Genomic DNA, 23,731 nt, shown 5'->3' on the forward strand with positions numbered 1-23,731 from the left:
TTTCTTATGAAAGATTCGTCTTTGATTATTTGCAGATGTGAAGAAGTCACACATGAAGACTTAATCAATACAGCCAAAACATATAAATGCTCAGCCCGTGAGTTGAAATTGCGTACAAGAGCAGGGATGGGCTATTGCGGCGGCCGGACATGCCGATTTGCAATAGATGCCATTCTTTCCGAAATAACTAATAAGGAAACACCAAATACAATACCTTTAAAACATCAGCCACCAGTACGGCCGATATCGTTCGGCGGTTTAGGAGGGGATGGAGAATGAACGAACTTCGCATTGTCAATCATCCAGTTCTCGGCACAATGCCTGAAAGAAAATCGATTTCCTTCATCTTTGACGGAAAAACTTATCAAGGGCTTGAAGGTGAATCGATTGCAGCTGCCCTTTTGGCTAACGGGATTCGGACACTACGCGTTCATGAGGAAAAAGGAACACCGCGCGGGATATATTGTAATATCGGTCATTGCTTCGAATGCCGTGTAACGGTGAATCAACAACCCGGTGTACGCGGATGCTTAACTGAGATTAAGGAAGGCATGGTGATTGAAAGCGGTAAACAGCAGCCAACACCATTAAAGAACTATGCTGAGAAACTAGCCCAAATGAAGGAGGGAAAACGCCATGTATGATGTTGCGATAATTGGCGCAGGGCCGGCAGGGTTATCAGCCGCCATTGCTTGCGCTAAGCGGCAATTACAAGTTGTTATCATTGATGAATTTATGAAACCGGGCGGCCGTCTCCTCGGGCAGCTTCACCAAGAACCCGATGGCACATGGTGGAACGGGATAAAAGAAGCCAATATCTTAATCGAACAAGCTGAATCTCTCGGCGTTGACATCCGCTGCGGATTATCAGTGCATCACATCGAAAAAACAGAACAAGGCTGGCATGTCCATACAAGTGAAGAGACAATCACTGTTCCTGCGCTTCTGCTTGCAACTGGAGCCGCCGAATCCCCTGCCCCGGTTCCCGGATGGACGCTGCCGGGAGTCATGTCGATCGGCGCCGCTCAGGTCATGACCAATGTTCACCGGGTCCGCCCGGGCAAAAAAGGCATTGTCATCGGTATTAACGTCCTATCATCGGCTATCACCCGCGAACTGCAATTAGCAGGCATCGAGGTTGCAGGCATGGTGCTCCCCGCTGAAAATGCTGTAACCAAAAATGCCAGTCATCCAAGTCAGGTTTTACAGTCGCTGCTAAGAATTTCACACTTAGCCCCTTCCGCCTTTATAAGGATGGGAAGTAAATTCGTTAAAGGCAAAGGCATGCAGCGGCTGGCTTTAACCTTTTACCCAAAAAACGGCGTAAAAATGTGGGGGATTCCTATTCATCTTCGCAAGGCTGTCACTCAAATTAACGGCCAAGAAAAAGTAGAATCCGTCACATTGTGCAAGGTGTCGCCCGATGGCTGCATCATCAAAGGCAGCGAAGAAACGATTGACGTTGATTTCGTCTGCATTGCCGGCGGACTCTACCCTCTCGCAGAGCTGGCAGCGGTCTCCGGCTGTCCATTTCATTATCTTCCTGAACTGGGCGGCCATGTTCCCGTTCACAATGAACAAATGAAAACGCCGCTTGATGGCCTGTATGTCGCCGGCAATATTACAGGAATAGAAAGTGCAAAAGTCGCTCGGGCACAAGGAACCGTAGCTGGTCTATCAATCGTAAAAGACTTGGTAAAATCGGATAATTCTATTAATAAAGAACTTGAAAAAGCCTTAGAGAACGTGAATAGAATTCGCCAAGAAGCCGTTATTCAATTTCATCCGAATATCCATGCTGGCCGTGAAAAAATGGAACAGATTTTCAAGGAAAAGTTAACGATTGGCAGGGCTTAAATACGCTTATTTTAATGAAAAGACTATTTACCTTATTAACACCTCAATTTCATAAAGAGGGAAGTATTATAAACGAGCTATTCTGTGGTTGTAACCGGAAAGGGCGTTTGGCAAGCTGCCAACGCCCTTTTTTACCTTATGTTATCTACTCTCACGCAACTTTAGGGGTCAGACCTTAAATTGTGGATAACTTTACTTTTTGGGGTCTGACCCTGTGAACTGTGGATAAACTTAGATATGTTATTTATGAAAATGAAGAAAGCCGTTTTTGTTAGATAAAAAACATACTGAAGTGGAGCGCTTCCATTTAACAGAATCATAAGAATAATTGACGAAGTAAAGTCCTATTATGAATTATGCTAAACACTGATTGTGCAGCAAATAAGTTCTATATTGTACGAAAGGTGTTAGCTGACAGCCTTTTTATTTTTTGATACCATTTCCATTTCAATTTCTTCTAATGTTTTGCCTTTCGTCTCGGGGACATATTTTGCAACGAAAAGGAAAGCAAAGATCCCAATTATTGCGTACACTAGGAACATAACACCCACACCTACTGCTTCTAAAAGAACCGGAAATGACATTGAGACGATGATATTAGAAAACCACAGTGCTGTGCTTGCTACACCCATTCCTGCACCACGAACTTTCAGAGGGAAAATTTCACCAAGAATAACCCACACAACCATTCCCCAACTTGCTGAATAAGCGATCATAAATAAAGAAAGGCAGGAAAGCAAAAGCCATGCTGCGATTCAAAAAGGTTCATGCTGACTCCGAGTGTTCCAAGCGCCAATGTCATACCGATATTCCCAATTAACAATAGTCTTTTTCGTCCTATTTTATCAATGAGCATCATGCCTAAAATTGTAAACAAAATATTCAACACACCGATACCGATTGTTCCGGCAATGGCTGATGAAGAACCGAATCCGGCTGTTCTCAGAATTGTTGGTGTATAGTAAATGATTGTATTGGTTCCAATGATTTGCTGGAAGACTGCAACACCGATGCCAACAAATAGAATGGGCCGTGTCCACGGAGCAAACAGCATTTTTAAATTGCCTTTTTTCACGACCTTCATCTGAATAATACTCCTTATTTCTTCATCTATCTGCTGTGGGTTTCTTGTTAATGATAATACTCTTCGCGCTTCTTTTTCATTTTCATTCTGCAAAAGCCATCGTGGACTTTCCGGCATAAAGAACATACCTGCCATCAACAGTATGGATGGGATGACCGCCAGTCCGAGCATCCAATGCCAATTGCCTGAAGCAGAAAATGCGTAGTTTACCAGATAAGCCATTAAAATCCCTAGAGCATTCATAATCGTATTTAAGGATGCAACTTTTCCTCGAATATTTGCCGGGGCCATTTCAGCCAAATACATAGGGACAATGCCGGAAGCCCCTCCAATCGCAATTCCCAGTTCGATACGGAATAAGATCAATGTATTGATATCTGGTGAAATAGCTGTCCCAATAGCATCAATTGTAAATAAAACACCTAATATAATAATTGTTTTTTTTCTTCCTATTTTGTCGGCGACGGGACCGCTTAATGCTGCTCCGATAAGAGCGCCGATCAAAACACCGCTTACAACAAATCCTTCCAGGAATGAGGAAAGGCCCATGTCTTGTTTTATGAAAAGCAATGCACCTGAAATAACACCTGTATCATATCCAAACAAAAGTCCGCCTAAAGCACCGCAACAATAAATCATCCATCTATACACTTTTTGCTTATTCAAATAATTCACCCTTTAATTTAAAGCATCTCTATTAAAAAGATAAAGAGATGCTATTTTTGAAGTTCTTTTGCAAAAATGCTAGATTTTCTTCGGCAAAAGTATAGATCATATCCATATTTTCGCCTTTATTCGGCTGAAAAGGATTAGGACCCGGAACCATTGACTCAACGACAACATATCCATCGAAGTTCACATTCTTGATGCCGGAAATGAATGGGGAAAAGTCGATGTGCCCCCGTCCAATTGCTCTGCGGTTACTGTCTGCTACATGTAGGATGTGCAATTTGTCACCTGCATCCAAAAATGGTGATTGAAGATCTGGATCTTCAATGTTCATATGATACGAATCGAGCAGCATTTTCACTTTTGGATGATTGACTTCTTCAACAAACTTCGCGCCTTGCGCTCCTGTATTAACCAAGCAGCTCTCATATCGGTTTAAAGGTTCAATAACAAGTGTAATATCCAGTTCTTCCGCCTTTTTTGTCAATTTCTGTACAGAATCAACAGACCATTTCCAGTCTTCTCCTCGCTCCCCCATTGGTGCTGTTTTGCCTACCGCAGAAGGACAAACGACCAAATATTCTCCGCCTACTTCCTTAACCGCTTCAATTTGCCGTTCAAAGTAAGCAACTGCTTTTTTACGATTGTCTGCACTCGCATTTGCCAAATCTTGCTCTTCGTTCGGCCAACCTGTGTCTCCTGTTAAACCGCTGATTTCCAGCTGTAAACTTTCCGCTTGTTTTCTAATGATGCTCCAATTGTAATGATCGACAGCTGCTCTAATTTCGATGCCGTCATAACCTGTTTTTGCTACAAATTCTATGGTCTTTTCAATAGGTATATCCCCAAATGTCCAGCTGCAAATTGAAAATTTCATCCGTTTCTCCCTCTCTCAATCATTCAAATTTTTTAAAGGGCGAGGGCTTTACAAGCCTATTGATACCACTTTCTTTATAGACCTCGCTCCACCCGGCATATCTCTAAATGAAAGGCATTTTATTTAGATTAACTGTGTATTTCCTTTAACTTGTACCGGCGCATTTTTCTTGACAGATTCAATACAAGCAAGTGCAATAGCAAGGGCTCTGTGTGCATCTTCGCCTGTAGTATATGGCGTACCTCCTGTCCGTACACATTCTACAAAAGAAGTGACCTCTGCAACGTAGGCATCATGCAATAATTCAGTGTCTTTTCGGCATGTATCACTGTTTGCTCCGTCAGCAGTATAACGAACCATGCTTGTTTGTCGTACATCTCCTGCAGTTATCATTCCTGCCGAACCGAATACTTCACCACGAACATCATAGCCATATACAGCCTGGAAATTTGCTTCAGCTGTGGCAATAGCGCCATTATCAAAACGGATATTAACAACTGCCGTATCAAGAAGGCCTTTATCTTTAAAATCGGGACGTACAAGTGCATCTGCCACAGCGTAGACGTCGGTTGGTTCTGCCCCTGGATTCAAATAAAGCAATGTATCAAAATCATGAATAAGCGTTTCCAAAAAAATAGTCCATTCAGGAATTGGCGTTGGATCGCCCAAACCTGGATCACGCGTCAATGATCTCATCAATTGGGGTGTACCGATTTTGCCTTTCTTGATATCATCATGTGCTTCTTTAAAGCCTGCGGCAAAGCGGCGATTAAATCCTACTTGAAGTGGTACACCTGCTTGACGCATCGCTTGAATGGCTTCATCAGCTTCTTCAAGTGTTACAGCCATTGGTTTCTCGCAAAAAACACCTTTTCCTTCTTTCGCAGCGGCAACGACGAGTTTAGCATGTGAGCGTGCAGGTGCTGCGATTAAAACGGCATCAACATCCGGATCAGCAAACATTTCCTCAGGATTTGTATATACTTTCGGACAACCTAACCTTTCAGCCAGCTTATTTGCAGCCCCCGGAACAGGATCTGCGATTGCAGCTAGCTCAGCTCCCGGAATTTTATAAGCAACCGTTTCTGCATGAAAGCTTCCCATGCGACCCGCACCAACAAGTCCAATTTTTACATTACTCATTCTTCATCCTCCTAAATATTCTTTTCAGTATGATAGGGATTACATTAACAGTTTCGTTCACATTTTTGTTAGGAAAGAACTTTCCTTAATGAGAGTTTATAATTAACTGATATTTTTGTCAATAACTTTATTAAAAATTTATATTATAGGGAAAATACTTTCCTAACAAACTAAAAAATAGGGTGTCCTGCACTCTTTAAATATTACCGCCTGCAGAACACCCTTTTTACGTTCGCGCTGTCATTGCTTTGCTTTCCCTGTTGAGTCTCGAACAATCAATTCCGGTGAGAGAACAACACGCTGCCTTACTTTTTTGGGTGTATTAATCTCTTCAATTAATAATTCAATTGCCTTTTGCGCCATTTCTTCAATCGGCTGCGCTATTGTGGTCAGCTGCGGAACGCACATTGTTGCGAGAATGGTGTTATCGAATCCGATGACAGACAAATCTTCGGGGATTTTTACATTTAACTCATGGGCACTCTGGATCGTGCCAATAGCGAGAGATTCAGTTGAAGCAAAAATAGCGGTTGGCATCTTATTAGACTGAAGTAAAGCCAATGCTGACTTTTTCCCTCCATCAAACGAAATATTATTGAACGAAACCAGCCCTTCATCGTACATGAGGCCTGCATTCTCTAAAGCTTTTTTATATCCTTGAAAACGGCATTCAATAGATGGAAATTCAATATCTTCCGTAATCATGGCGATTCTTTTATGCCCCAGTTTGATTAAATAGGAAGTAGCTTCAAATGCACCAAAAAAGTCATCAACGATCACTGTATCTATGGCGAGTGACGGTACGTCTCGCGACAAAAGAACAACTGGTATTTCTGTATCTATAAGGGCCTTTATCGCCTTATTTCTTTTTAGGCCTGTTGCCACAATAATCCCATCTATATATTTTTGTTGGAGCATAGAAATATACTCAACTTCTTTTTCTAAATCATTATCTGTACTGCAAACCATTAAGCTGAGCCCTAGCTTTCTTCCTTGGTCTTCGATACTTCTGGCCATTTCAGCCATAAACGGATCTGCTATATTTGGAATCAGCAGTCCTATCGTCCGCATTCTTTTTTTAACAGAAGCTACAAACGGCTGATAATTTAACCGTTTCATCGTCTCCTGAATCCTTTTTCTTGTTTCCGCGCTGATGTTTCCAGTATTGTTCATTACTTTTGAAACTGTCGAAATCGAAACGCCAGCTTCTTTTGCTACATCATATATTGTTGGTTTCATGGTATCCTTTGTCCCCCTATTACTAGGTCTATTATGATATCAATGATAACGCGTTTTCAAGAGTATCCACTTGTAATTTTACTTATTTAATCATTATATAATAGAAGGCTGTTATAAAGATAAAATTGGGAGATAAACCAACGGATTGGGCTGGTTTAAAAGGCTCTTCTCTTTATTTGGACGTACCACCCGAAATAAAGATGTTTTTTCGTCATGTGCATACAAATTCAGTAAACCATTTTATAAAAATAATTAAATAGCAATACAATAACTAAAAAGTAAGGGCAAAACTGTTACTTTATTGAGGTAATGGGTAAAGGAATTTTGATAAAATCGGAGTATAGACCTGAAGATAAAATCATTAAAGATTACTTTTTTACAGTTAAATATATATTTTAAAATGAAGAGGATTGAATATAAATTAGTAAATGCATAATTTATTTTAAATATGGTCATGAGGACAAAAATAATAATAGAGACACTGCAGGTTACCCTGGTTTGGGTAGATGGACATCGCTAAATTTTTAAGACATTCATTATTTATTTAACCTAACCCTTTGCCTGCTTGAACGTGAGGGTAAAATGTTAATAACATCAATAATACGGTCATTTTCATGTACGGCATAAAAAATTAAATAATTCAACATCCTATGTCGGTTTTTGCCATAAGTTATCTGCCGTAAACCCTTAAATATACCATTTTTCACTTCGGTACCTATAAATGGATTAGATGAAAGCATTTTTTCAATATAGTCAATTATTTCATCCTCTTTTTGGTACCACCATTCTAATACATCAGGCTCCTGCTTAGCGAAAAAGCTTTGTATACGATCCAAGCATAAACTGAATTCTTCAGTGAACATAACGGAATAGCCATTCTCATTTTCTCCTTGCATTCCGTTTCCCCTTTAATTCCTTGGCAGTATATCTTCTCATTTCAGGATGGTTTAAGTATCGGTTTAAAGATTCCTTTAGTTCTGGATAGTTTTTAATTTTTGTAGACAAGTCGCTTACATCTTCAAAATCAGAGTCAAGGTCTTCCTTCTCAATAGAAATTATTTCCCCATCAATTTGAAACATTGCTGCATTTTCATCCTTTAATGCATGTTTCAGCTCTTCTTTAACATGATCACTTAAGGCAGCCATTCTTATCACCTCATCCTTTTAGTTTCTCTAACATCTTTTACCTAAAAATATATACAAATATTTAATTGTTATTATAGCATGAAATTTACATGATATTAAAAAGGTATTTGCCTGTCCATCCTATTTATCATTGTTACCTCAGTAAAAGAAAAAAGTACACCATCCTAAAAGGGGTAACTAAAAGACAGTACTGAAAATGATAACGCCAAAAAGAATATGCCAATTATGACCACAGACATGCATAAATCCATGTTTACAGATTGGAAAGGCAACCTAGTAAAATATCTACGCTTCCGGGTTATTGCAAAATAACAGCTTATCCACTTTTGACAAGGAATTAATCTGTTAGTTTAAAAATGCTTTATAGAAGAAATATCCCTTTAAATATTTGAAAAAGCGCTATCACTTGATTAACAATATTCATTGGATTATGATTTCACTAATAATCAATTATTAAAAAGGGAAGGTTTTAGAATGGTTGATATTAACCCGCAAAACCAGAGCGCAAAAGAAAACTATAAATTATTAATTGGCAGCGTTTTGCCTAGACCTATAGCTTTTATCACAACGCTTGGTCAAAACAATATTGTTAACGCTGCACCTTTCAGCTTTTATAATGTTGTCTGTCCAGATCCGCCAATGCTGGGCATCTCTTGCAGCCGGCTTGAAGGCGGAAGGATGAAAGATACTATTCGAAATGCAAAAGAAAATGGTACATTTGTCGTTCATGTTGTAGACCACGAAAACTTAAAACAAGTTAATGAATGTTCAATTAATTATCCGCCTGATCAAAGTGAAGTGAATTATGCCGGTTTAACACTTACCAAAAGCTTCTCAGTTGATACACCATCAATTAAAGAAGCTAAAATCTCCATGGAATGTAAAGTTAAGCAAATCATTCCGCTTGGCGGTACTCAAGACACTCCAAGTAATGATTTCTTAATCGGAGAAATCGTCCATTTTAAAGTAGATGATTCAATATATTATGATGGAAAAATTGATACCGAGAAACTGCAGCCGATAGGACGTCTTGCAGGTACTAACTATTCTTACCTTGGTGATATTGTTTCTATGTCAAGACCAACATATGGTCAAAATTAATTTTGCTTAATTGGGGTTTCCAAATTACCTAATTACAGATAATAGCTACCTATATCCCTATTGCCTTTTTTAAAAAAGTTGTTCAGAATCATATGTTTGAATATTAGTTTAAACCATAAATAAAAAGTAACCCACCCTTCTTAGGCCAATGATTTAGGGTAGGTTACTTCAATACTAATTAAATTTGGTCACCACTATTCTGTGGTTGTAACCGGAAAGGGCGTTTGGCAGTTGCAACTACCAATTCAAACAAGTAACGCTATTCTACCATAACTTACTCATCAAAAGTTCATTTACTTTTTAGCAAAACCAATAAACAATGACAAAGTCACAAGTTTACCCTAAAATCATCAAATAACCGATGATTAATTGACGCTGTGCTTGGATAAATCTCTTTATAAATCTTGAACAGCTTCCTGTAAGTTTCGACATTTTTGGTATCTGGGTAAACAACTTTGTCCACTTTTACAAAAGCATTTGCACAGTCTTGAACCGTTGGATACCAGTCCAGGCCAGTTGCGGCAATAATTGCGGCACCCAGACTCGGCCCTTCTTCAGTTGCTAACTTAATCACTTTTGTATTAAATATATCAGCTTGGATTTGCAACCATAAATCACTCTTGGCTCCTCCTCCAATTGAAACAATCGTGTCGATCTGTTTATTTCTCTTTTTGTATTCTTCCAATGTTTCATTTAGTGAAAACGTAATGCCCTCAAGCACCGCTCTCACGAAGTCTTTTTTGCTATGCCCTGCATCTATGCCGATAAATGAACCTCTGATTTTGGCATCGGGATGCGGTGTTCTTTCACCAACGATATACGGTGTAAACAGCAAACCTTTACTGCCGGCTTTTGATTGTTCGGCGTAGGCCATCATATCTTCGAAAGATTCATTTTCGAAGAAGGTGTTTTTCAGCCAATTTAAACTATGACCGGCAGCAAGTGTAACCCCCATTGAATAATAAGCATTTGGGACACTATGGTTAAAAAAGTGAATCGTTCCACTATAATCGACCGCTTCATCTTCAAAAGATAACAGCACACCGGAAGTACCGATGCTGGACATTGCTTTGTCTTCAGATAAAATATTTGCGCCTAACGCACCGCAAGCATTATCCGCGCCGCCGGCAAATACTTTAGTTCGGCTGGTGAGATTCATTTTTTCCGCTATATCAGGTAAGACGTATCCGGTAAAGTCCGTTGACTCGACTAGTTCCGGACATATCGAAGGATTAATATTAAAGGCATTTAAGATTTCTTGGCTCCAGCACTTATTAGCAATGTCTAACATCAGCGTTCCCGCAGCATCTGAATATTCCATTTGAATATTGCCCGTTAATCGGAACCTTAAATAATCCTTTGGCAAAAGGATTTTATGAATCTTTTTATAGATATCCGGTTCATTTTCTTTCACCCATAACAGCTTCGGTAAGGTAAAGCCTTCCAACGCTTTGTTACGGGTAATATCTAGTAATTGTTCACCGAGCCTATCAGTAATTTCACTGCATTGCCGGCTTGTACGTGTGTCATTCCAAAGGATCGCCGGTCTTAGAACATTATTGTTCTCGTCTAATAGGACTAGTCCATGCATTTGTCCTGAGAAACTCAATCCCTCGATTTGCCCGGGATTAATATCACAACGTTCTATTATTTCTTTTGTTGCCTTTATTGTTTGCGCAACCCAAACTAATGGGTCTTGTTCGCTATAACCTGGTTGCTTATTGATTAAAGGGTATTCTTTTGTGGATGACGAAACAATGGCACCATCCTTTTGGACGAGGATCACCTTTACCGAACTCGTGCCAAGATCTATCCCTAATACGTAGTTCATGCCATTCACCTCAAGGTAAACCAAAATGGTTGTCAGTTTTAAATTAAGACTCCATTAAGATGTAACGGTTGATGGTATGCTTAATTTTTTCAATTCTGCCTGATTTATTTGTAATATCTTCTTTATCGATAATATAGTCTTCAAGTGTTTTGAAGTTTGCTCTTCCTTCGACAATGTCTTTGCCGATGCCTGTTTTAAAGCTGCTGTATCTTTCATCAATGATATTTTCAAAGACTTTATCCTCAATTAATCGATTGGCAACTTTAAGACCGATGGCATAAGCATCCATGCCTGCAATATGGCTGTAGAAGAGATCGTCTGTATCGAAAGACGTACGGCGTGTTTTAGCATCAAAATTCAATCCGCCGGAGCCAAGCCCGCCGTTTTTCAACACCTCGTACATTGTCAGTGTTGTGGCATATAGATTTGTAGGGAATTCATCTGTATCCCAGCCAAGCAAGAGATTGCCTTGGTTGGCATCAAGCGAACCTAAGAAGCCGTTTGTCCGGGCAACACGAATTTCATGTTCAAATGTATGGCCGGCAAGTGTCGCGTGATTAGCTTCGAGATTTAATTTAAAGTAAGGATCTAGTCCATAGGTTTTAAGGAACGCAATCGTCGTTGCCGCATCAAAATCATATTGATGTGTCGTCGGTTCTTTCGGTTTCGGCTCAATTAAAAATTGGCCGGTAAAGCCGATTTCCTTCGCGTAATCGACAGCCATATGGAAGAATCGAGCCAAATTATCTTGCTCTAATTTAAGATCTGTATTTAACAGCGATTCATAACCTTCACGTCCACCCCAGAAGACGTAATTTTCTGCGCCTAATTCAACAGCAGTTTCCAATCCTTTTTTCACTTGAGCAGCTGCATAAGCGTAGACATCCGCATTGGATGTTGATGCCGCACCGTGAACGAAACGAGGGTTTGTGAACATATTCGCTGTATTCCACAAAAGTTTCACATTGCTTGTCTTCATATAATCTTTGAACATACTGATAATGACATCTAAGTTTTTATTCGTTTCACGCAACGTTGATCCTTCAGGGGCTACATCGCGGTCATGGAAGCAGAAGTACGGATTTCCCAACTTCTCGAAAAATTCAAAGGCTGCTTCCACGCGGGCTTTTGCTAAATCCATACCATGGTATTTGTCCCAAGGACGGAGCATAGTTCCGGTTCCGAATGGATCGCTGCCATCATAAGTAAACGTATGCCAATAAGCGACGGAAAAACGCAAATGATCCTCCATTGTTTTTCCGGCAATTTTTTCATTAGGATTATAATAATTAAAAGCGAGGTCACTATTTAACTTTTTACCTTCAAACTTGATTTTCTCAACATTTGGAAAGACACTCATTTTAACGTCACCTTTCTGTAAACGGTATCAATTCAATTTAAATAAAAACATAGTTTATTGGGTAAACTAAGTTCACAATCATCATAACACTACTTTTTTATAAAAACAAGTTCTATTAGACATCTCATCTAAAGTCACTTAGAATAAAAAAGAGCTTCGTTTAACCATGAAATCAAGGAGTTTTAATTGTGTCTCTTATTGATATGTCTAAAATAAAAAAAAATAATCGCAACATTGTCTTAGAAAATATTATTCATCAGGCACCTATATCCAGAGCCAAAATCGCCCAGCTTTCATCATTAAATAAGGCAACCATTTCCTCTCAAACGAGCGATTTATTAAAAGATCAGCTCATTTTTGAAATAGGTGAAGGGCAATCGAGCGGCGGCCGTAAACCTGTCATGCTTGTCTTTAATAATAAAGCAGGTTTTACAGTAGGCATCGATTTAGGAATTGATTACATCTTAACCATTGTTTCTGACTTAGAAGGAAATATAGAATTTGAAGACTTCGATAAAATTGGCAATATCACGTATGAGGAAACGAAACAAATTGTCATTGATAAAATACATCTGGCCATCAAAAACACTCCTGATTCGCCGCATGGCCTCATCGGTATCGGCATCGGAATACATGGGTTCATAAATAACGATCAATTAATCTCATTTACACCAAACTCAAATTGGAAAAACGTTGATTTAAAAGCGGATTTAGAAAAGGTCTTCGACATCCCTATTACCATTGAAAACGAGGCTAATGCCGGCGCATATGGGGAAATTCATTTTGGCGGACTCACCTCGGACATCAATACACTTTATATCAGCATTAAGACAGGTATCGGGGCAGGAATTATTATTAATGGCCAATTGTATAAAGGTTTGGACGGGTTTTCAGGAGAAATCGGTCATACCACCATCAATTTTAATGGCCCGAAATGTCACTGCGGCAACAAGGGCTGCTGGGAAATTTACGCTTCAGAAAGAGCCTATTTAAATCATCTCTCTGACTTAAAAGGCAAAGATATTCATATTAACGTGGCCATTGATTTAATCAAGGATAACGATAAGCAAGCGCTTGCCTGCCTGAACGATTTCGCCAGTTTTATCGGCTTCGGACTATCCAATACCATCAATACCTTTAATACCGATTCAATCATGATCAGCAGTTCGCTCGTTAACAGTCATCCGCTCGTGATGAACACGATAATTGAAACCATCAAAAATCGAAAATTCGACAGCGTCAAGCAAAATACGAAAATCATGACGTCAACATTAGGAAAATACGCCACAGCCTTAGGCGTCTCCGCATTCATTGTCAATAAATTTTTATTTGACTGATGCTGGAAAGATAAAAAAGCAGCAATGAAGCTGCTTTTTTACATTTTGTCATTGACTTGCATCGTTTATTTGAAAATTGAAAAGGTGATGAAATCATCCCGTTTTATTTATTTCTAAATTAAAGAAGTCACCCTAAACTGAGGTGATCCCCATTTATTTTGATTTCGATCTTAAATTAAAAAAGTTGCTCTTAATTCTCGATTTTCGCACATAAATCTTTAAAATACGCTCTTAAACTTTAAAACATCGCTCACAAACTCCAGACTTTCGCTCATAAAGTCTAAAAATCGCCCTCAAATCAGCTTTCGCTCAAAAATTTTAATAATCGCTCATTTAATTATCGGATTCACTCATCAACCTTTAGTCATATAAAGCCGTGATTCAGCGGACCACGTCTCCCCTGCCTTTAATTCAATCAGACCTGTTTCATCCGTTGGCCAAGGGATATTAGGGCTGTTCACCATGCTTGTTTGTGGTTCAGGACAGAAAAAGCCGCTTTTTGCATCTTTATTGTAGAGCATCCAAAAGTGATATTGCTCTCCTGTATGATAGACAAGCGAAACCTTTTCATTGTTATCTGTCAAAATCATTCGATTTTCCTCATTGCCTGCTGCTGCATAATGATGGTCAAGAGGCTTAAAATAAGGCGAAGCTCCTTCATTCGCTAATTTCTTCTCATATTCATCTAAAGGCAATTTCTGACCGGTTGGCAAAGACCGGTCATTCAGCTCTATCCGGTCTTGAATTGACAAATGAAGCGTATAATCTTCCGGTTTGCTGGTCCTGGCAAAAGGCGCATTAATTGATGTATGGAAACCAAGCATCAAAGGCATCGCATTTGGCCCCTCATTATTAATGGTTACATTTTGGCTCAACCCTTGCGAAGAAAGTGTATAGCGCAAAATGAATCTAAATTGATGAGGAAAGTATCGGTAAACTTCTGTCTGTTCATCAATCTTTTGCGTAAGTTCGAGATAGCAGCCGTTTTCAGTTTGTCCTTGTCCCGATACATCCCAAGGTCTATCATAGAAAAAGCCATGCAAATGATTGTTCTTAGACTTTTCATTGATTGGAAATTTGTAGACATGGCCTTGGAATTTAAATGTGCCATCTTCATAACGATTTGGCGGGAACAACACAGGAATCCCGTACAAACATGGATTTTGCTTAAAATCTTCCATATCTTCAGGCTCCCGGATAAAACGATAGCCTTTTTCTACATGACGAAAGGCAACAAGATTTCCGCCAAATTCGGGAATAACAACCGCTTGATATGGAGAAAAATTCAATTCATAAGCTCGCCGCCCATTAAATGTTATTGGGTTAATGCCGTTACCTTGTTTGTTCTCTTCTATTGCCATATAACATCACCGTCCCTAATCTAAGTTTACCAGTTCAACGAAGAAATATTTTACTTATCTATCACCATTTTAGATTAACCATTAAAAAAAATAAATTCTTGTGTCATTTTTAGCAATATGCTAATATATGTTTAAACTTAATTTATCCAATAAACTAAGTGAGGGGATAAAACAATTTTAAGAAAAAATTCTTCATAAATATGAATGCGTTTCCAAAACTGTCTTTCATTCTTTCCTACACGAGGAGTGTTAAACAATGAAATTTAAGATTAATAATGGATTTATTTATTTCTTTGGAGCGTTGGGCGGATTATTATTCGGTTATGATACCGGAGTCATTTCCGGTGCCATATTATTTATTAAAAAAGACCTGCATCTTACCTCATGGACCGAGGGGATCGTTGTCAGTTCTATACTATTCGGCTGCATGATCGGGGCAGCTTTCAGCGGTGCTTTATCAGACCGATGGGGACGCCGAAAAGTTGTTATTTTGGCCGCAGCGGTATTTTGCATCGGGGCACTTGGCACAGCGTTAGCGCCAAATACAGGTGTATTAATCGCTTTTAGGATTATTCTTGGCATCGCAGTTGGAAGCGCCTCCACGCTTGTCCCAATGTATCTTTCAGAAATGGCGCCTGCCTCTATCCGCGGCGCGCTGTCAAGTCTCAACCAATTAATGATCATGACTGGTATTTTACTAGCTTATGTTGTCAATTATATATTCAGTGCTTCAGAAGGCTGGCGCTGGATGCTCGGACTTGCCCTTATCCCTGCATTACTGCTGCTAATAGGTATGATCTTCCTTCCGGAAAGTCCGCGCTGGCTATTAAAACAAGGCAAAGATGATCAAGCGCGTTCCATTTTGAATAATATGAGAAAAGGTGCCGGCGTTGAAGCTGAAATAAAGGAAATCAAACTGGCAAATGAACAAGCAAACGGCGGTTTGAAAAACCTCAAAGAAAAATGGGTACGTCCTGCTTTAATCGTTGGGATTGGCCTGGCTGTTTTCCAGCAAATCATTGGTTGTAACACAGTGCTTTACTATGCGCCGACAACATTTACAAACGTAGGTCTTGGTGCATCGGCAGCGATCTTAGGAACGGTCGGCATCGGCATTGTCAATGTCATCGTAACCGCTATTGCCGTTGCTATCATTGACAAAGTCGGCAGAAAGCCTTTGCTTCTTATTGGCAATGCAGGCATGTCGATTGCGTTATTTGCATTGGTATTTGTAAGCAAATTAATGGGAGCAGCTGGTGCTTCAGGATGGGTCACTGTAATTTGTTTGGCTGTCTACATCTTATTCTTCTCCCTTACCTGGGGCCCCGTTGTATGGGTGATGATGTCAGAAATATTCCCGCTCAGCATCCGCGGCGCCGGCATGGGAATCGGAAGCGTGGCAAATTGGCTTGCCAATTTAGTCGTTTCATTAACTTATCCTAAACTCATCGAGCTGTTCGGCATTAATACGATGTTCCTGGTCTACGGCATCATGGGAATTCTAGCCTTCATCTTTGTCAGTGCCAAAGTATCTGAAACAAAAGGAAAAAGCCTTGAACAAATTGAACTGGAATTGAAGGACAAGCCTATTAGAAAACTAGGTTAAAAGATGCGTTACAGTTTTTGAGCAGGTATGATTCTTGAAAGCGTTTCGATAATAAAAATTAGAAAACCCTTTTAAAGCTAACATCCATCACAAATTTTATTTATCTACCTTTATGATAAGGGATTGGCATCAATTAAGGTGCTCCCTTTAATCATAAAGGTTTTTTTGTTTTATTATAAAAAAGTTGCTGCATCCCTTCCTTTTGATTACAATCATTTAAATATACTACTAATAAAAGTCAGCTTATACAGCTAAAATAGTGCGCGTACATTATCGTAAACCTTTTACAGGGACGTTCCTGCAATAATTGGCTATAGCCTGGCCTAAAACCCTATTTGTATAATTAAATTGACGCCGCTGGTATACCAAAAAGGAAGTGCTGTTAATGAATCGAAGGCAGAAACAATTACTGGTGCTACTTTTAAATGCAACCGATTTCAAAAGTGCAGAATACTTCGCAGAGCAGCTTCGATGTTCAGAACGAACCATTTACAATGACTTGCAGGAGATCGATCGATACTTGCAATCACTTGGCTTTAAGTTAGAAAAAAAGCCGGGAAACGGGACGAAATTAGTGGTGGACAATGAAGATCGGTTAGGCATCTTAAGCAAAGTCAACGTTAATGCGAATTTATTCAATCAGTACTCGACGGAAAAACGGCAGAAACTGATTGCCCTTCAATTGCTTTATCAAAACAGTCATCTTTCTATGCAAAAATTAGCGAATGATTATTTTATCAGCAAAACAGCGATTGCAAAAGATATAAATAAAATTGATCACTATTTGCAAGGTTTTGATTTGGTGTTGGAACGTAATCACCAAGGACTTATTGTTAAAGGGAATGAAAAGAACATGCGCCGGGCAATTTCAGCATTAATAGCCCAAGCTTTAGACGAAAACAAGAACAATGCCGCTGAACAAAAGACAAGCCGGATGGATCGTGTCACATATCAGCGCCTCATGCAATTTTTCCCTGCCAAGATGATTGAGAAAGTGGAGCAGTTAATTGCCGCATTGGAAAAGAAATATGACTTTTTAATCAATGATCTCTATTACATGAATATAGTGACCCACTTATTAATTTTAATAAAACGTGTTCAGCAAGGCCGGCATATGCATTTCTCTTACCCGGATGACAAACCGGCTGATCCCGTTGTTAAGAAAATAGCCGGAGCGATAATGGAACAAGTGGATAAGACCTTTGCTCTGTCCATTACTTTAACAGAAGCAACATACATTGCCCTTTATATTTTTCACTGCACTGATCAGCGAAGCAGTAATTTAAGTGAGTCCCGTACGGACAATCCTCAAATCAATGCCGTGATCCGGCAAATGATTGACTCCTTTTCGAAAGTTATGGGTATTGATTTACGTCATGACACCCAGCTAGAAAATGGCTTAAAGCTTCATATTGTACCGATGCTAGAGCGTTTAAAATACAACCTTAACTTCAATAATCCGATGTTGATGTATTTAAAATCACGTTATTATTCAATTTTTGGTATGACTTGGCTGATTACAACTTTCTTAGAAAACCAATTTAATGTCCAGCTAAACGATGACGAAGTCGGTTATATTACATTCCATTTCCTGGCCGCGATTGAGCGTTCAATCAGGAATAAGCCAAAGCGTGTGGTGATTGTTTGTTATGGCGGATTTGGTACATCACAATTTTTGGCTAACCGGTTGGAGAATACGATTCCTGAAATCGAAGTGGCCGATGTGATTCCGTTGTCACAGCTAGAAGACATTGATTTACAGACGATTGACTTTGTAGTGACGACAGTGCCAATATCCTTTGAACAAAAACCAGTCGTAACCATTTCACCGATTTTAGATGAACAAGACATTGTGAAAATTAACCAATATATTTTTGGTTTAAAAAGACAGATCAAGGATCAGACCGTTCATACCAAAAGCCGCTCTGCTTTGAGCCAAATCATTGATCCGGCTTTGATTTTCACACAAGAAAAACCGCGCAGCAAACAAGACATTTTACATTATCTTTGTGGAACCATGCACCAAAAAGGCTATGTTGATCAACATTATGAAAAGACCATATTCGATCGCGAATTCCGCTCGCCGACTGCCGTTGGCAATGGCATCGCGATTCCGCACGGCGATGAGGCCCATATCAAAACACCGCATATTGCGGTTTATACAAGCAAACAGCCTGTCGATTGGGTCACTGAAAATGTTTCGCTTATCTTTCTCATTGCCATGAAAACAACAGATAATGTTGACTTTCGACAAGCATTACGAGAGCTTTATCATATTTTCGAAAACAAATCATTGGTCAAAAAGCTGAAAAAAGCAACAGACCCAATTGAGTTTTATCAGCTCATTCAGAAACCATAAACAGCTTAGAAAGCGGGGAATCATCAATGGAATTAGCAGAACAAAACATTTTTTTTGACATTTCAGCACGCAGTAAAAAAAGTGCATTAAAACAGATTGCCGAATTAGCTGAACAAATTAACGTTGTCACTGATAGGAAAGCTTTTTATAAAGGACTGATGAACCGGGAAAAAGAAGTGACAACTGGCTTTGGCAATGGGGTTGCCATTCCACACTGTAAAATAGATGAGGTTATCAAACCGTCCGTTTTAGTTTTTAAATTCGCCGATGCGATTGATTGGCAATCTCTTGATGATCAGCCTGTGAAACTAGCAATTTCTCTAGCGGTTCCCAGTGCGGATGCAGGCACTGAACATCTCAAAATGCTTTCAACGATCTCACGCCAATTAATTCATGAAGATTTTCGTAATGGTCTGTTAAATAGTACAACTAAAGAAGAAATCATTGCTTTGTTTAAAAACGTTTAACGAACTGTTTTGATGTTTAACAGCCTTGAAAAAATAGCGAACAATATAGACAGATTGTTAAGGAGGAACCTGTATGGGGAGAAAACTTGTCGCAGTGACGAACTGTCCGGCAGGCATTGCACACACCTATATGTCGGCGGAAGCCTTACAAAGCGAAGCCGAAAAACGCGGAGATACAATTAAAGTGGAAACACAAGGATCTATTGGCGTTGAAAATGAATTGACGGCATCTGAAATTGCTCAAGCAGATTATGTCATCATCGCTGCAGGACGCGGGATGTCAGATGATGAAATGCGCCGGTTCGACGGCAAAAAGGTTTTGATCGTTGATGTTTCAGACGTCTTGAAAAATGTCTCAAAGGTGATGGATCGACTTAATGAGAATATAAAAGTCTATCATAACTCCCATGAAGACAGTGATGATGAAGAAAAAGTGACATCGTCAGGCGGCGGTAAAAAAGGTGTGGCCGGTGTCTTTCAACATCTGATGAATGGCGTATCATTCATGATTCCTTTTGTGACAGCCGGCGGTATCTTGCTCGCCATTTCTGCCGCGCTTGTTGGCGGCGGCAAAACTGAACCGGGAACGTTTGCTTATTTACTTGAACAAGTCGGATCCATTGGCTTTTCGTTAATGATTCCAATTCTTGCCGGCTATACCGCCTATTCGATTGCTGATAAACCCGCTCTGGCACCGGCGATGATTGGTGCATGGCTTGCCAACCAGCCTCAAATTCTCGGTACTAAAGGCGGTGCCGGATTTTTAGGAGCGATCTTAGTCGGACTGCTCGTTGGATATTTCGTGAAATGGTTCAAACGTTTTAAATTACCGAAATCGATTGCACCTCTTATGTCATTTTTAATTATTCCGACAGTCGCAACATTGTTAATTTCTATCGTTGTCTATTATGCTATCGGACCAGTGATATCAGGACTTATGCTAGTATTAACGCATTTCTTAAGCTCTATCCCGTCATCTAGTTTGGCCATTATCTGCGCCATTATCGGCATGATGATCGCCTTCGATATGGGCGGACCGATTAATAAAACAGCTTACCTGTTTGCGTTGGGCTTGATCCCTCAAGGGAATGCCTTCCTCTTCGGAACAGTGGCTCTAGTCACCGTCATTCCGCCTGCCGCTTTAGGCATCGCAACGATGATTGCGCCAAAACTATTTAAGAAAGAGGAAATCGCCAATGGAAGATCTGCAGGTATTGTCGGCCTTTTCGGCATTACAGAACCCGCCATCCCTTACGCGGTCAACGACCCGATTCCCGTTATCAGTGCACAATTGATAGCAGCTGCGATTACTGGGGCTCTCGGGGCTGTTTTCCATATTACGCGGATTGCGCCGGGAGCCGGCATCCTTGATCCCATTATCGGCATTGTCCAACCGCGATTTGTTTATTACATTATTTTAATCATTGGCATCGCAATCAATGTCGCTTTAGTCATTCTCTTTAAAAAAATGCGTATGAAACGCCAATCACGGAAGGTGTAATTGATGAACTATTGTTTTGATGAAGTGATAGACCGGACACATACGTTTGCCAGGAAATGGTCAAAGGATGTTTTATTAAAGGAATTCAATACCGATGATGTGATTCCTATGTGGATCGCAGACATGGATTTCGCTTGCCCCCCGCCTGTTGTAAATGCATTGCGGAAAGTGGCCGATCAAAGGATATACGGGTATACTTATGTACCCGACGTGTACTATCAAGCTATTATAGATTGGAACAAACGCCGGCATCACTGGACGGTTAAAAAAGACTGGATTACCCTGACCCACGGTACTGTCAGCACCCTTCACTATATTGTCCAAGCCTTTTGCCAACCCGGTGACAAAGTATTGGTGCAAACGCCAGGCTACCAGCCTTTTCAACGGGCGGCAGAACACCATCAATGCCAGCTTGTTACTAACCCGCTGGTTTTAAAAGACGGCAAATACTATCTGGATTTTGACGATTTAGAAGCAAAAGCCAAAGATCCCGCTGTAAAACTGTTAATTTTCTGCAATCCGCACAATCCGGCCGGACGCGTATGGTCTAAGGAAGAATTAATTAAGGCAGCACGCATTTGCCGGGATCACGACGTGTTAATGGTTTCGGATGAAATTCACAAAGATATTAGCTTATACGGCCACAAGCCCATCTCTCTTGCCAGCATATCACAAGAGATTGCCGAAAACTGCATTGTCTGTGTTTCACCAAATAAAGCCTTTAACTTCGGCGGCTTAAAGTCGTCTTATACCGTGATCGCCAACGATGACATTCGATTGCGGCTGCAGGAACAGCTTCAAATTAATTCTATTACGTCGCCTAATGTATTTGCCGTGCCGGCACTCGTGGCTGCTTACACCAAATGTGACGACTGGCTTGACCAGCTGAATGCCTACATTGAAAATAATTTTGATACCATTCGCAAATTTTTAGCCGATCATTTACCAAAAATCCAATTGATTGAACCGGAAGCCACCTACTTAGCATGGCTTGATGTCCGCAAGTTCGAAATAACCAATCATGAATTGCAAGAACGGTTGATTAATCAAGGCAAAGTAGCCCTTGAAGATGGCAATGATTTTATTGCAGATGGTGAAGGATTTATCAGGATGAATTTAGGCTGTCCGAAAAGTGTTGTTGAAGAGGCTTTACGAAGAATGGCTAAATGTCTTAAAACACTATAAAATGATTAAAGCACTATCCAATAGAATATTTTTGGATAGTGCTTCTATTTGACTTAATTGTTCTTAGGGAGCCATTTAAAAAGAAAAAGGCTGATATTCGGTCACATTGCTGATATGGACCAATTTTTATGTCGAGGAATCATATGAAAATCAGGCTTATAATAAAAATAGGGTCAACGGTCATTCTCTTCAGCAACACTAAGAGGCGTTGGATCCGATGAACGATTTATGGTTCGAAAGCTACTACACTATCTGAAAAGTTGAGTAAACAAACTATCAAAACAGTCATAGACAGCTATAAGAAGTTAGTAAATGGTAACTCATATTGCGTTATAAAAAATCCCCTTCAGAAATATGTAATCTTAAGGGGAGGTCATTAATATATCATTCACCTGTCTCAGCAAACTTCTGAATCCTAGCACTCATTTCATCACGAAGACGTTGGAAGACAGATAACCGACTAATCATAAATTTCTCCTTTCTAAGATAGTCGTTAAATAATATCAGTAATACATTTCATTGTGAATTATTGGATAATGCATAATTTGAACAAAAAGGAAAGCAATTACTCCCCAAGCAGATCCTCCTTGGTGGCAGTGCCATTAGAAGTTAATCGGTACATGCCAAAAACAACTGGATTAACCTGAACAAAACCTTTAATCATTAAATCTTTAAGGGCTTGATTTACTGTGTCTAGATCCCCATTTGGAAGTTGGCAGAAATCTGTATTGGCGTCTGCCAATCAGTGGTTAATGCAAGTAGCACAAACCGTTGATTTGAAGGCAAATTCATACTATACCTCCATACTTTTAACGTCTAAAACTAATAATTACACGTTACCATTTTTCCAATATATATGTCACAGCTCATTTTCCAAAATGCAGTAGTTTATTCAAGAATAGAGAGCGATTGTGGCATAAGGATTTGATTTTAAAACGACTTTATTCTTACTTCCCCAAGTTCGTCATAAGGCTTCGTCAATGCTCTCTTCCTTGATTAAAGTTAGATTTAAATCTTAAGATAATAAATTAATTACATGCAGGATGTTTATCCGATTAATAATTCTCTTTTTCGGAGTTGAACTTATTAAAGTCAGTTTTTAGCATTCCAAATACAATACTATCTGTCCACTCATTTTTATTCCAAAAGTCTTGTATAAAGTGAGCTTCTTTTCTCATCCCAACCCTTCTACATAATTTTTCTGATGCTATATTTCGTGCATCCAGATTCGCTTGAATACGGTGTACTTTTACAACTTCAAATAAATGGTTTATTAGTGCAATAACAGCCTCTGTTGCATATCCTTTTCCAGACACAGATTTTGAAAATGTATAACCAATTTCAACAGTATCTTTCATATCTGTGTACCAAACAGATAAATCGCCAATTACTTTATCGTCCATTAAGACCGCTAAGCTCAAGGCATTTTCCTTTGTTAATTGATTATTATTTAATTTCTTATCAAATTCCCTTTCTTTATTTTCATGGGTCCATTTATCATGCAAAAGATATTGACATGTTGAGTCATCATTATAAATTTCATAAACGTCATTCAGATGATGCTTTTCAAAAGTTTTAATCAGTAGCCGGTTAGTTTCAATTTTCATA

19 protein-coding genes and 1 pseudogene are annotated in these 23,731 nt (G+C 39.5%); 10 read left to right on the plus strand and 10 right to left on the minus strand.

Annotation, left to right across the window (positions count from 1 at the left end):
- Positions 1-6 precede the first annotated feature (6 nt).
- The 3 genes from ACFQRG_RS21685 to ACFQRG_RS21695 are packed head-to-tail and all read left to right on the plus strand — an operon-like array spanning position 7 to position 1,857.
- Positions 7-279 (plus strand): (2Fe-2S)-binding protein, encoded by a 273-nt coding sequence (locus ACFQRG_RS21685; protein WP_380970267.1) that lies wholly within the window; start codon positions 7-9, stop codon positions 277-279.
- Positions 276-644, plus strand: coding sequence for a (2Fe-2S)-binding protein (locus ACFQRG_RS21690; RefSeq protein WP_380970270.1), 369 nt, complete (start codon positions 276-278; stop codon positions 642-644). Before ACFQRG_RS21685 ends, ACFQRG_RS21690 begins: the two co-directional genes overlap by 4 nt.
- On the plus strand, positions 637-1,857 hold the full coding sequence (locus tag ACFQRG_RS21695; RefSeq protein ID WP_380970273.1) for an NAD(P)/FAD-dependent oxidoreductase: 1,221 nt from the start codon (positions 637-639) through the stop codon (positions 1,855-1,857). Before ACFQRG_RS21690 ends, ACFQRG_RS21695 begins: the two co-directional genes overlap by 8 nt.
- Before the next feature lie 407 nt (positions 1,858-2,264).
- On the opposite strand, the pseudogene ACFQRG_RS21700 reads toward ACFQRG_RS21695, so the two are convergent.
- The 6 genes and pseudogenes from ACFQRG_RS21700 to ACFQRG_RS21725 form a co-directional block, all read right to left on the minus strand.
- A pseudogene (locus tag ACFQRG_RS21700) lies at positions 2,265-3,580 on the minus strand (sugar porter family MFS transporter).
- A gap of 58 nt (positions 3,581-3,638) precedes the next feature.
- The gene (locus tag ACFQRG_RS21705; protein ID WP_380970276.1) at positions 3,639-4,487 is read right to left on the minus strand and encodes a sugar phosphate isomerase/epimerase family protein; all 849 of its coding nucleotides are present in this window, start codon (positions 4,485-4,487) and stop codon (positions 3,639-3,641) included.
- 123 nt (positions 4,488-4,610) lie between these two features.
- A complete protein-coding gene (locus ACFQRG_RS21710; RefSeq protein ID WP_380970279.1) occupies positions 4,611-5,630 on the minus strand; it encodes a Gfo/Idh/MocA family oxidoreductase in 1,020 nt (339 codons plus the stop codon).
- Between the two features lie 240 nt (positions 5,631-5,870).
- Positions 5,871-6,869, minus strand: coding sequence for a LacI family DNA-binding transcriptional regulator (locus ACFQRG_RS21715; RefSeq protein WP_380970282.1), 999 nt, complete (start codon positions 6,867-6,869; stop codon positions 5,871-5,873).
- A gap of 536 nt (positions 6,870-7,405) precedes the next feature.
- Positions 7,406-7,765, minus strand: coding sequence for a type II toxin-antitoxin system RelE/ParE family toxin (locus tag ACFQRG_RS21720; RefSeq protein ID WP_380970285.1), 360 nt, complete (start codon positions 7,763-7,765; stop codon positions 7,406-7,408).
- On the minus strand, positions 7,749-8,015 hold the full coding sequence (locus ACFQRG_RS21725) for a hypothetical protein (protein ID WP_380970288.1): 267 nt from the start codon (positions 8,013-8,015) through the stop codon (positions 7,749-7,751). Before ACFQRG_RS21725 ends, ACFQRG_RS21720 begins: the two co-directional genes overlap by 17 nt.
- A 474-nt stretch (positions 8,016-8,489) precedes the next feature.
- On the opposite strand from ACFQRG_RS21725, the gene ACFQRG_RS21730 reads away from it, so the two are divergent.
- Complete coding sequence (locus ACFQRG_RS21730) at positions 8,490-9,116, plus strand: flavin reductase family protein (protein WP_380970291.1); 627 nt, start codon at positions 8,490-8,492, stop codon at positions 9,114-9,116.
- A 328-nt stretch (positions 9,117-9,444) separates the two neighbouring features.
- Here ACFQRG_RS21730 and xylB read toward each other — a convergent pair whose 3' ends face one another.
- Both xylB and xylA read right to left on the minus strand, forming a co-directional pair.
- The gene (gene xylB, locus ACFQRG_RS21735; RefSeq protein WP_380970293.1) at positions 9,445-10,947 is read right to left on the minus strand and encodes a xylulokinase; all 1,503 of its coding nucleotides are present in this window, start codon (positions 10,945-10,947) and stop codon (positions 9,445-9,447) included.
- A gap of 43 nt (positions 10,948-10,990) precedes the next feature.
- The gene (gene xylA, locus ACFQRG_RS21740; RefSeq protein ID WP_380970295.1) at positions 10,991-12,307 is read right to left on the minus strand and encodes a xylose isomerase; all 1,317 of its coding nucleotides are present in this window, start codon (positions 12,305-12,307) and stop codon (positions 10,991-10,993) included.
- 188 nt (positions 12,308-12,495) lie between these two features.
- Between xylA and ACFQRG_RS21745 the strand changes: the two genes are divergently transcribed.
- Complete coding sequence (locus ACFQRG_RS21745) at positions 12,496-13,644, plus strand: ROK family protein (RefSeq protein ID WP_380970297.1); 1,149 nt, start codon at positions 12,496-12,498, stop codon at positions 13,642-13,644.
- Between the two features lie 353 nt (positions 13,645-13,997).
- On the opposite strand, the gene ACFQRG_RS21750 is transcribed toward ACFQRG_RS21745, so the two are convergent.
- Complete coding sequence (locus ACFQRG_RS21750) at positions 13,998-15,005, minus strand: aldose 1-epimerase (RefSeq protein WP_380970299.1); 1,008 nt, start codon at positions 15,003-15,005, stop codon at positions 13,998-14,000.
- 256 nt (positions 15,006-15,261) lie between these two features.
- On the opposite strand from ACFQRG_RS21750, the gene ACFQRG_RS21755 reads away from it, so the two are divergent.
- The 5 genes from ACFQRG_RS21755 (at position 15,262) to ACFQRG_RS21775 (ending at position 22,123) form a co-directional block, all read left to right on the plus strand.
- Positions 15,262-16,611, plus strand: coding sequence for a sugar porter family MFS transporter (locus ACFQRG_RS21755; protein ID WP_380970301.1), 1,350 nt, complete (start codon positions 15,262-15,264; stop codon positions 16,609-16,611).
- Positions 16,612-16,996: 385 nt separating this feature from the next.
- Positions 16,997-18,970: a BglG family transcription antiterminator gene (locus tag ACFQRG_RS21760; RefSeq protein ID WP_380970306.1), complete on the plus strand. Its 1,974-nt coding sequence runs from the start codon at positions 16,997-16,999 to the stop codon at positions 18,968-18,970.
- Between the two features lie 26 nt (positions 18,971-18,996).
- Complete coding sequence (locus tag ACFQRG_RS21765; protein WP_380970308.1) at positions 18,997-19,437, plus strand: PTS sugar transporter subunit IIA; 441 nt, start codon at positions 18,997-18,999, stop codon at positions 19,435-19,437.
- A gap of 73 nt (positions 19,438-19,510) precedes the next feature.
- Positions 19,511-20,938 (plus strand): fructose-specific PTS transporter subunit EIIC, encoded by a 1,428-nt coding sequence (locus ACFQRG_RS21770; RefSeq protein WP_380970310.1) that lies wholly within the window; start codon positions 19,511-19,513, stop codon positions 20,936-20,938.
- Between the two features lie 3 nt (positions 20,939-20,941).
- On the plus strand, positions 20,942-22,123 hold the full coding sequence (locus ACFQRG_RS21775; protein ID WP_380970312.1) for a MalY/PatB family protein: 1,182 nt from the start codon (positions 20,942-20,944) through the stop codon (positions 22,121-22,123).
- Between the two features lie 1,055 nt (positions 22,124-23,178).
- Here the strand turns inward: ACFQRG_RS21775 and ACFQRG_RS21780 are convergent.
- Positions 23,179-23,730 (minus strand): GNAT family N-acetyltransferase, encoded by a 552-nt coding sequence (locus ACFQRG_RS21780; protein ID WP_380970314.1) that lies wholly within the window; start codon positions 23,728-23,730, stop codon positions 23,179-23,181.
- Position 23,731 lies beyond the last annotated feature (1 nt).

The sequence above is a fragment of the Scopulibacillus cellulosilyticus genome, from assembly GCF_042665295.1.
Taxonomy (GTDB): Bacteria; Bacillota; Bacilli; order Bacillales; family Sporolactobacillaceae; genus Scopulibacillus_A; species Scopulibacillus_A cellulosilyticus.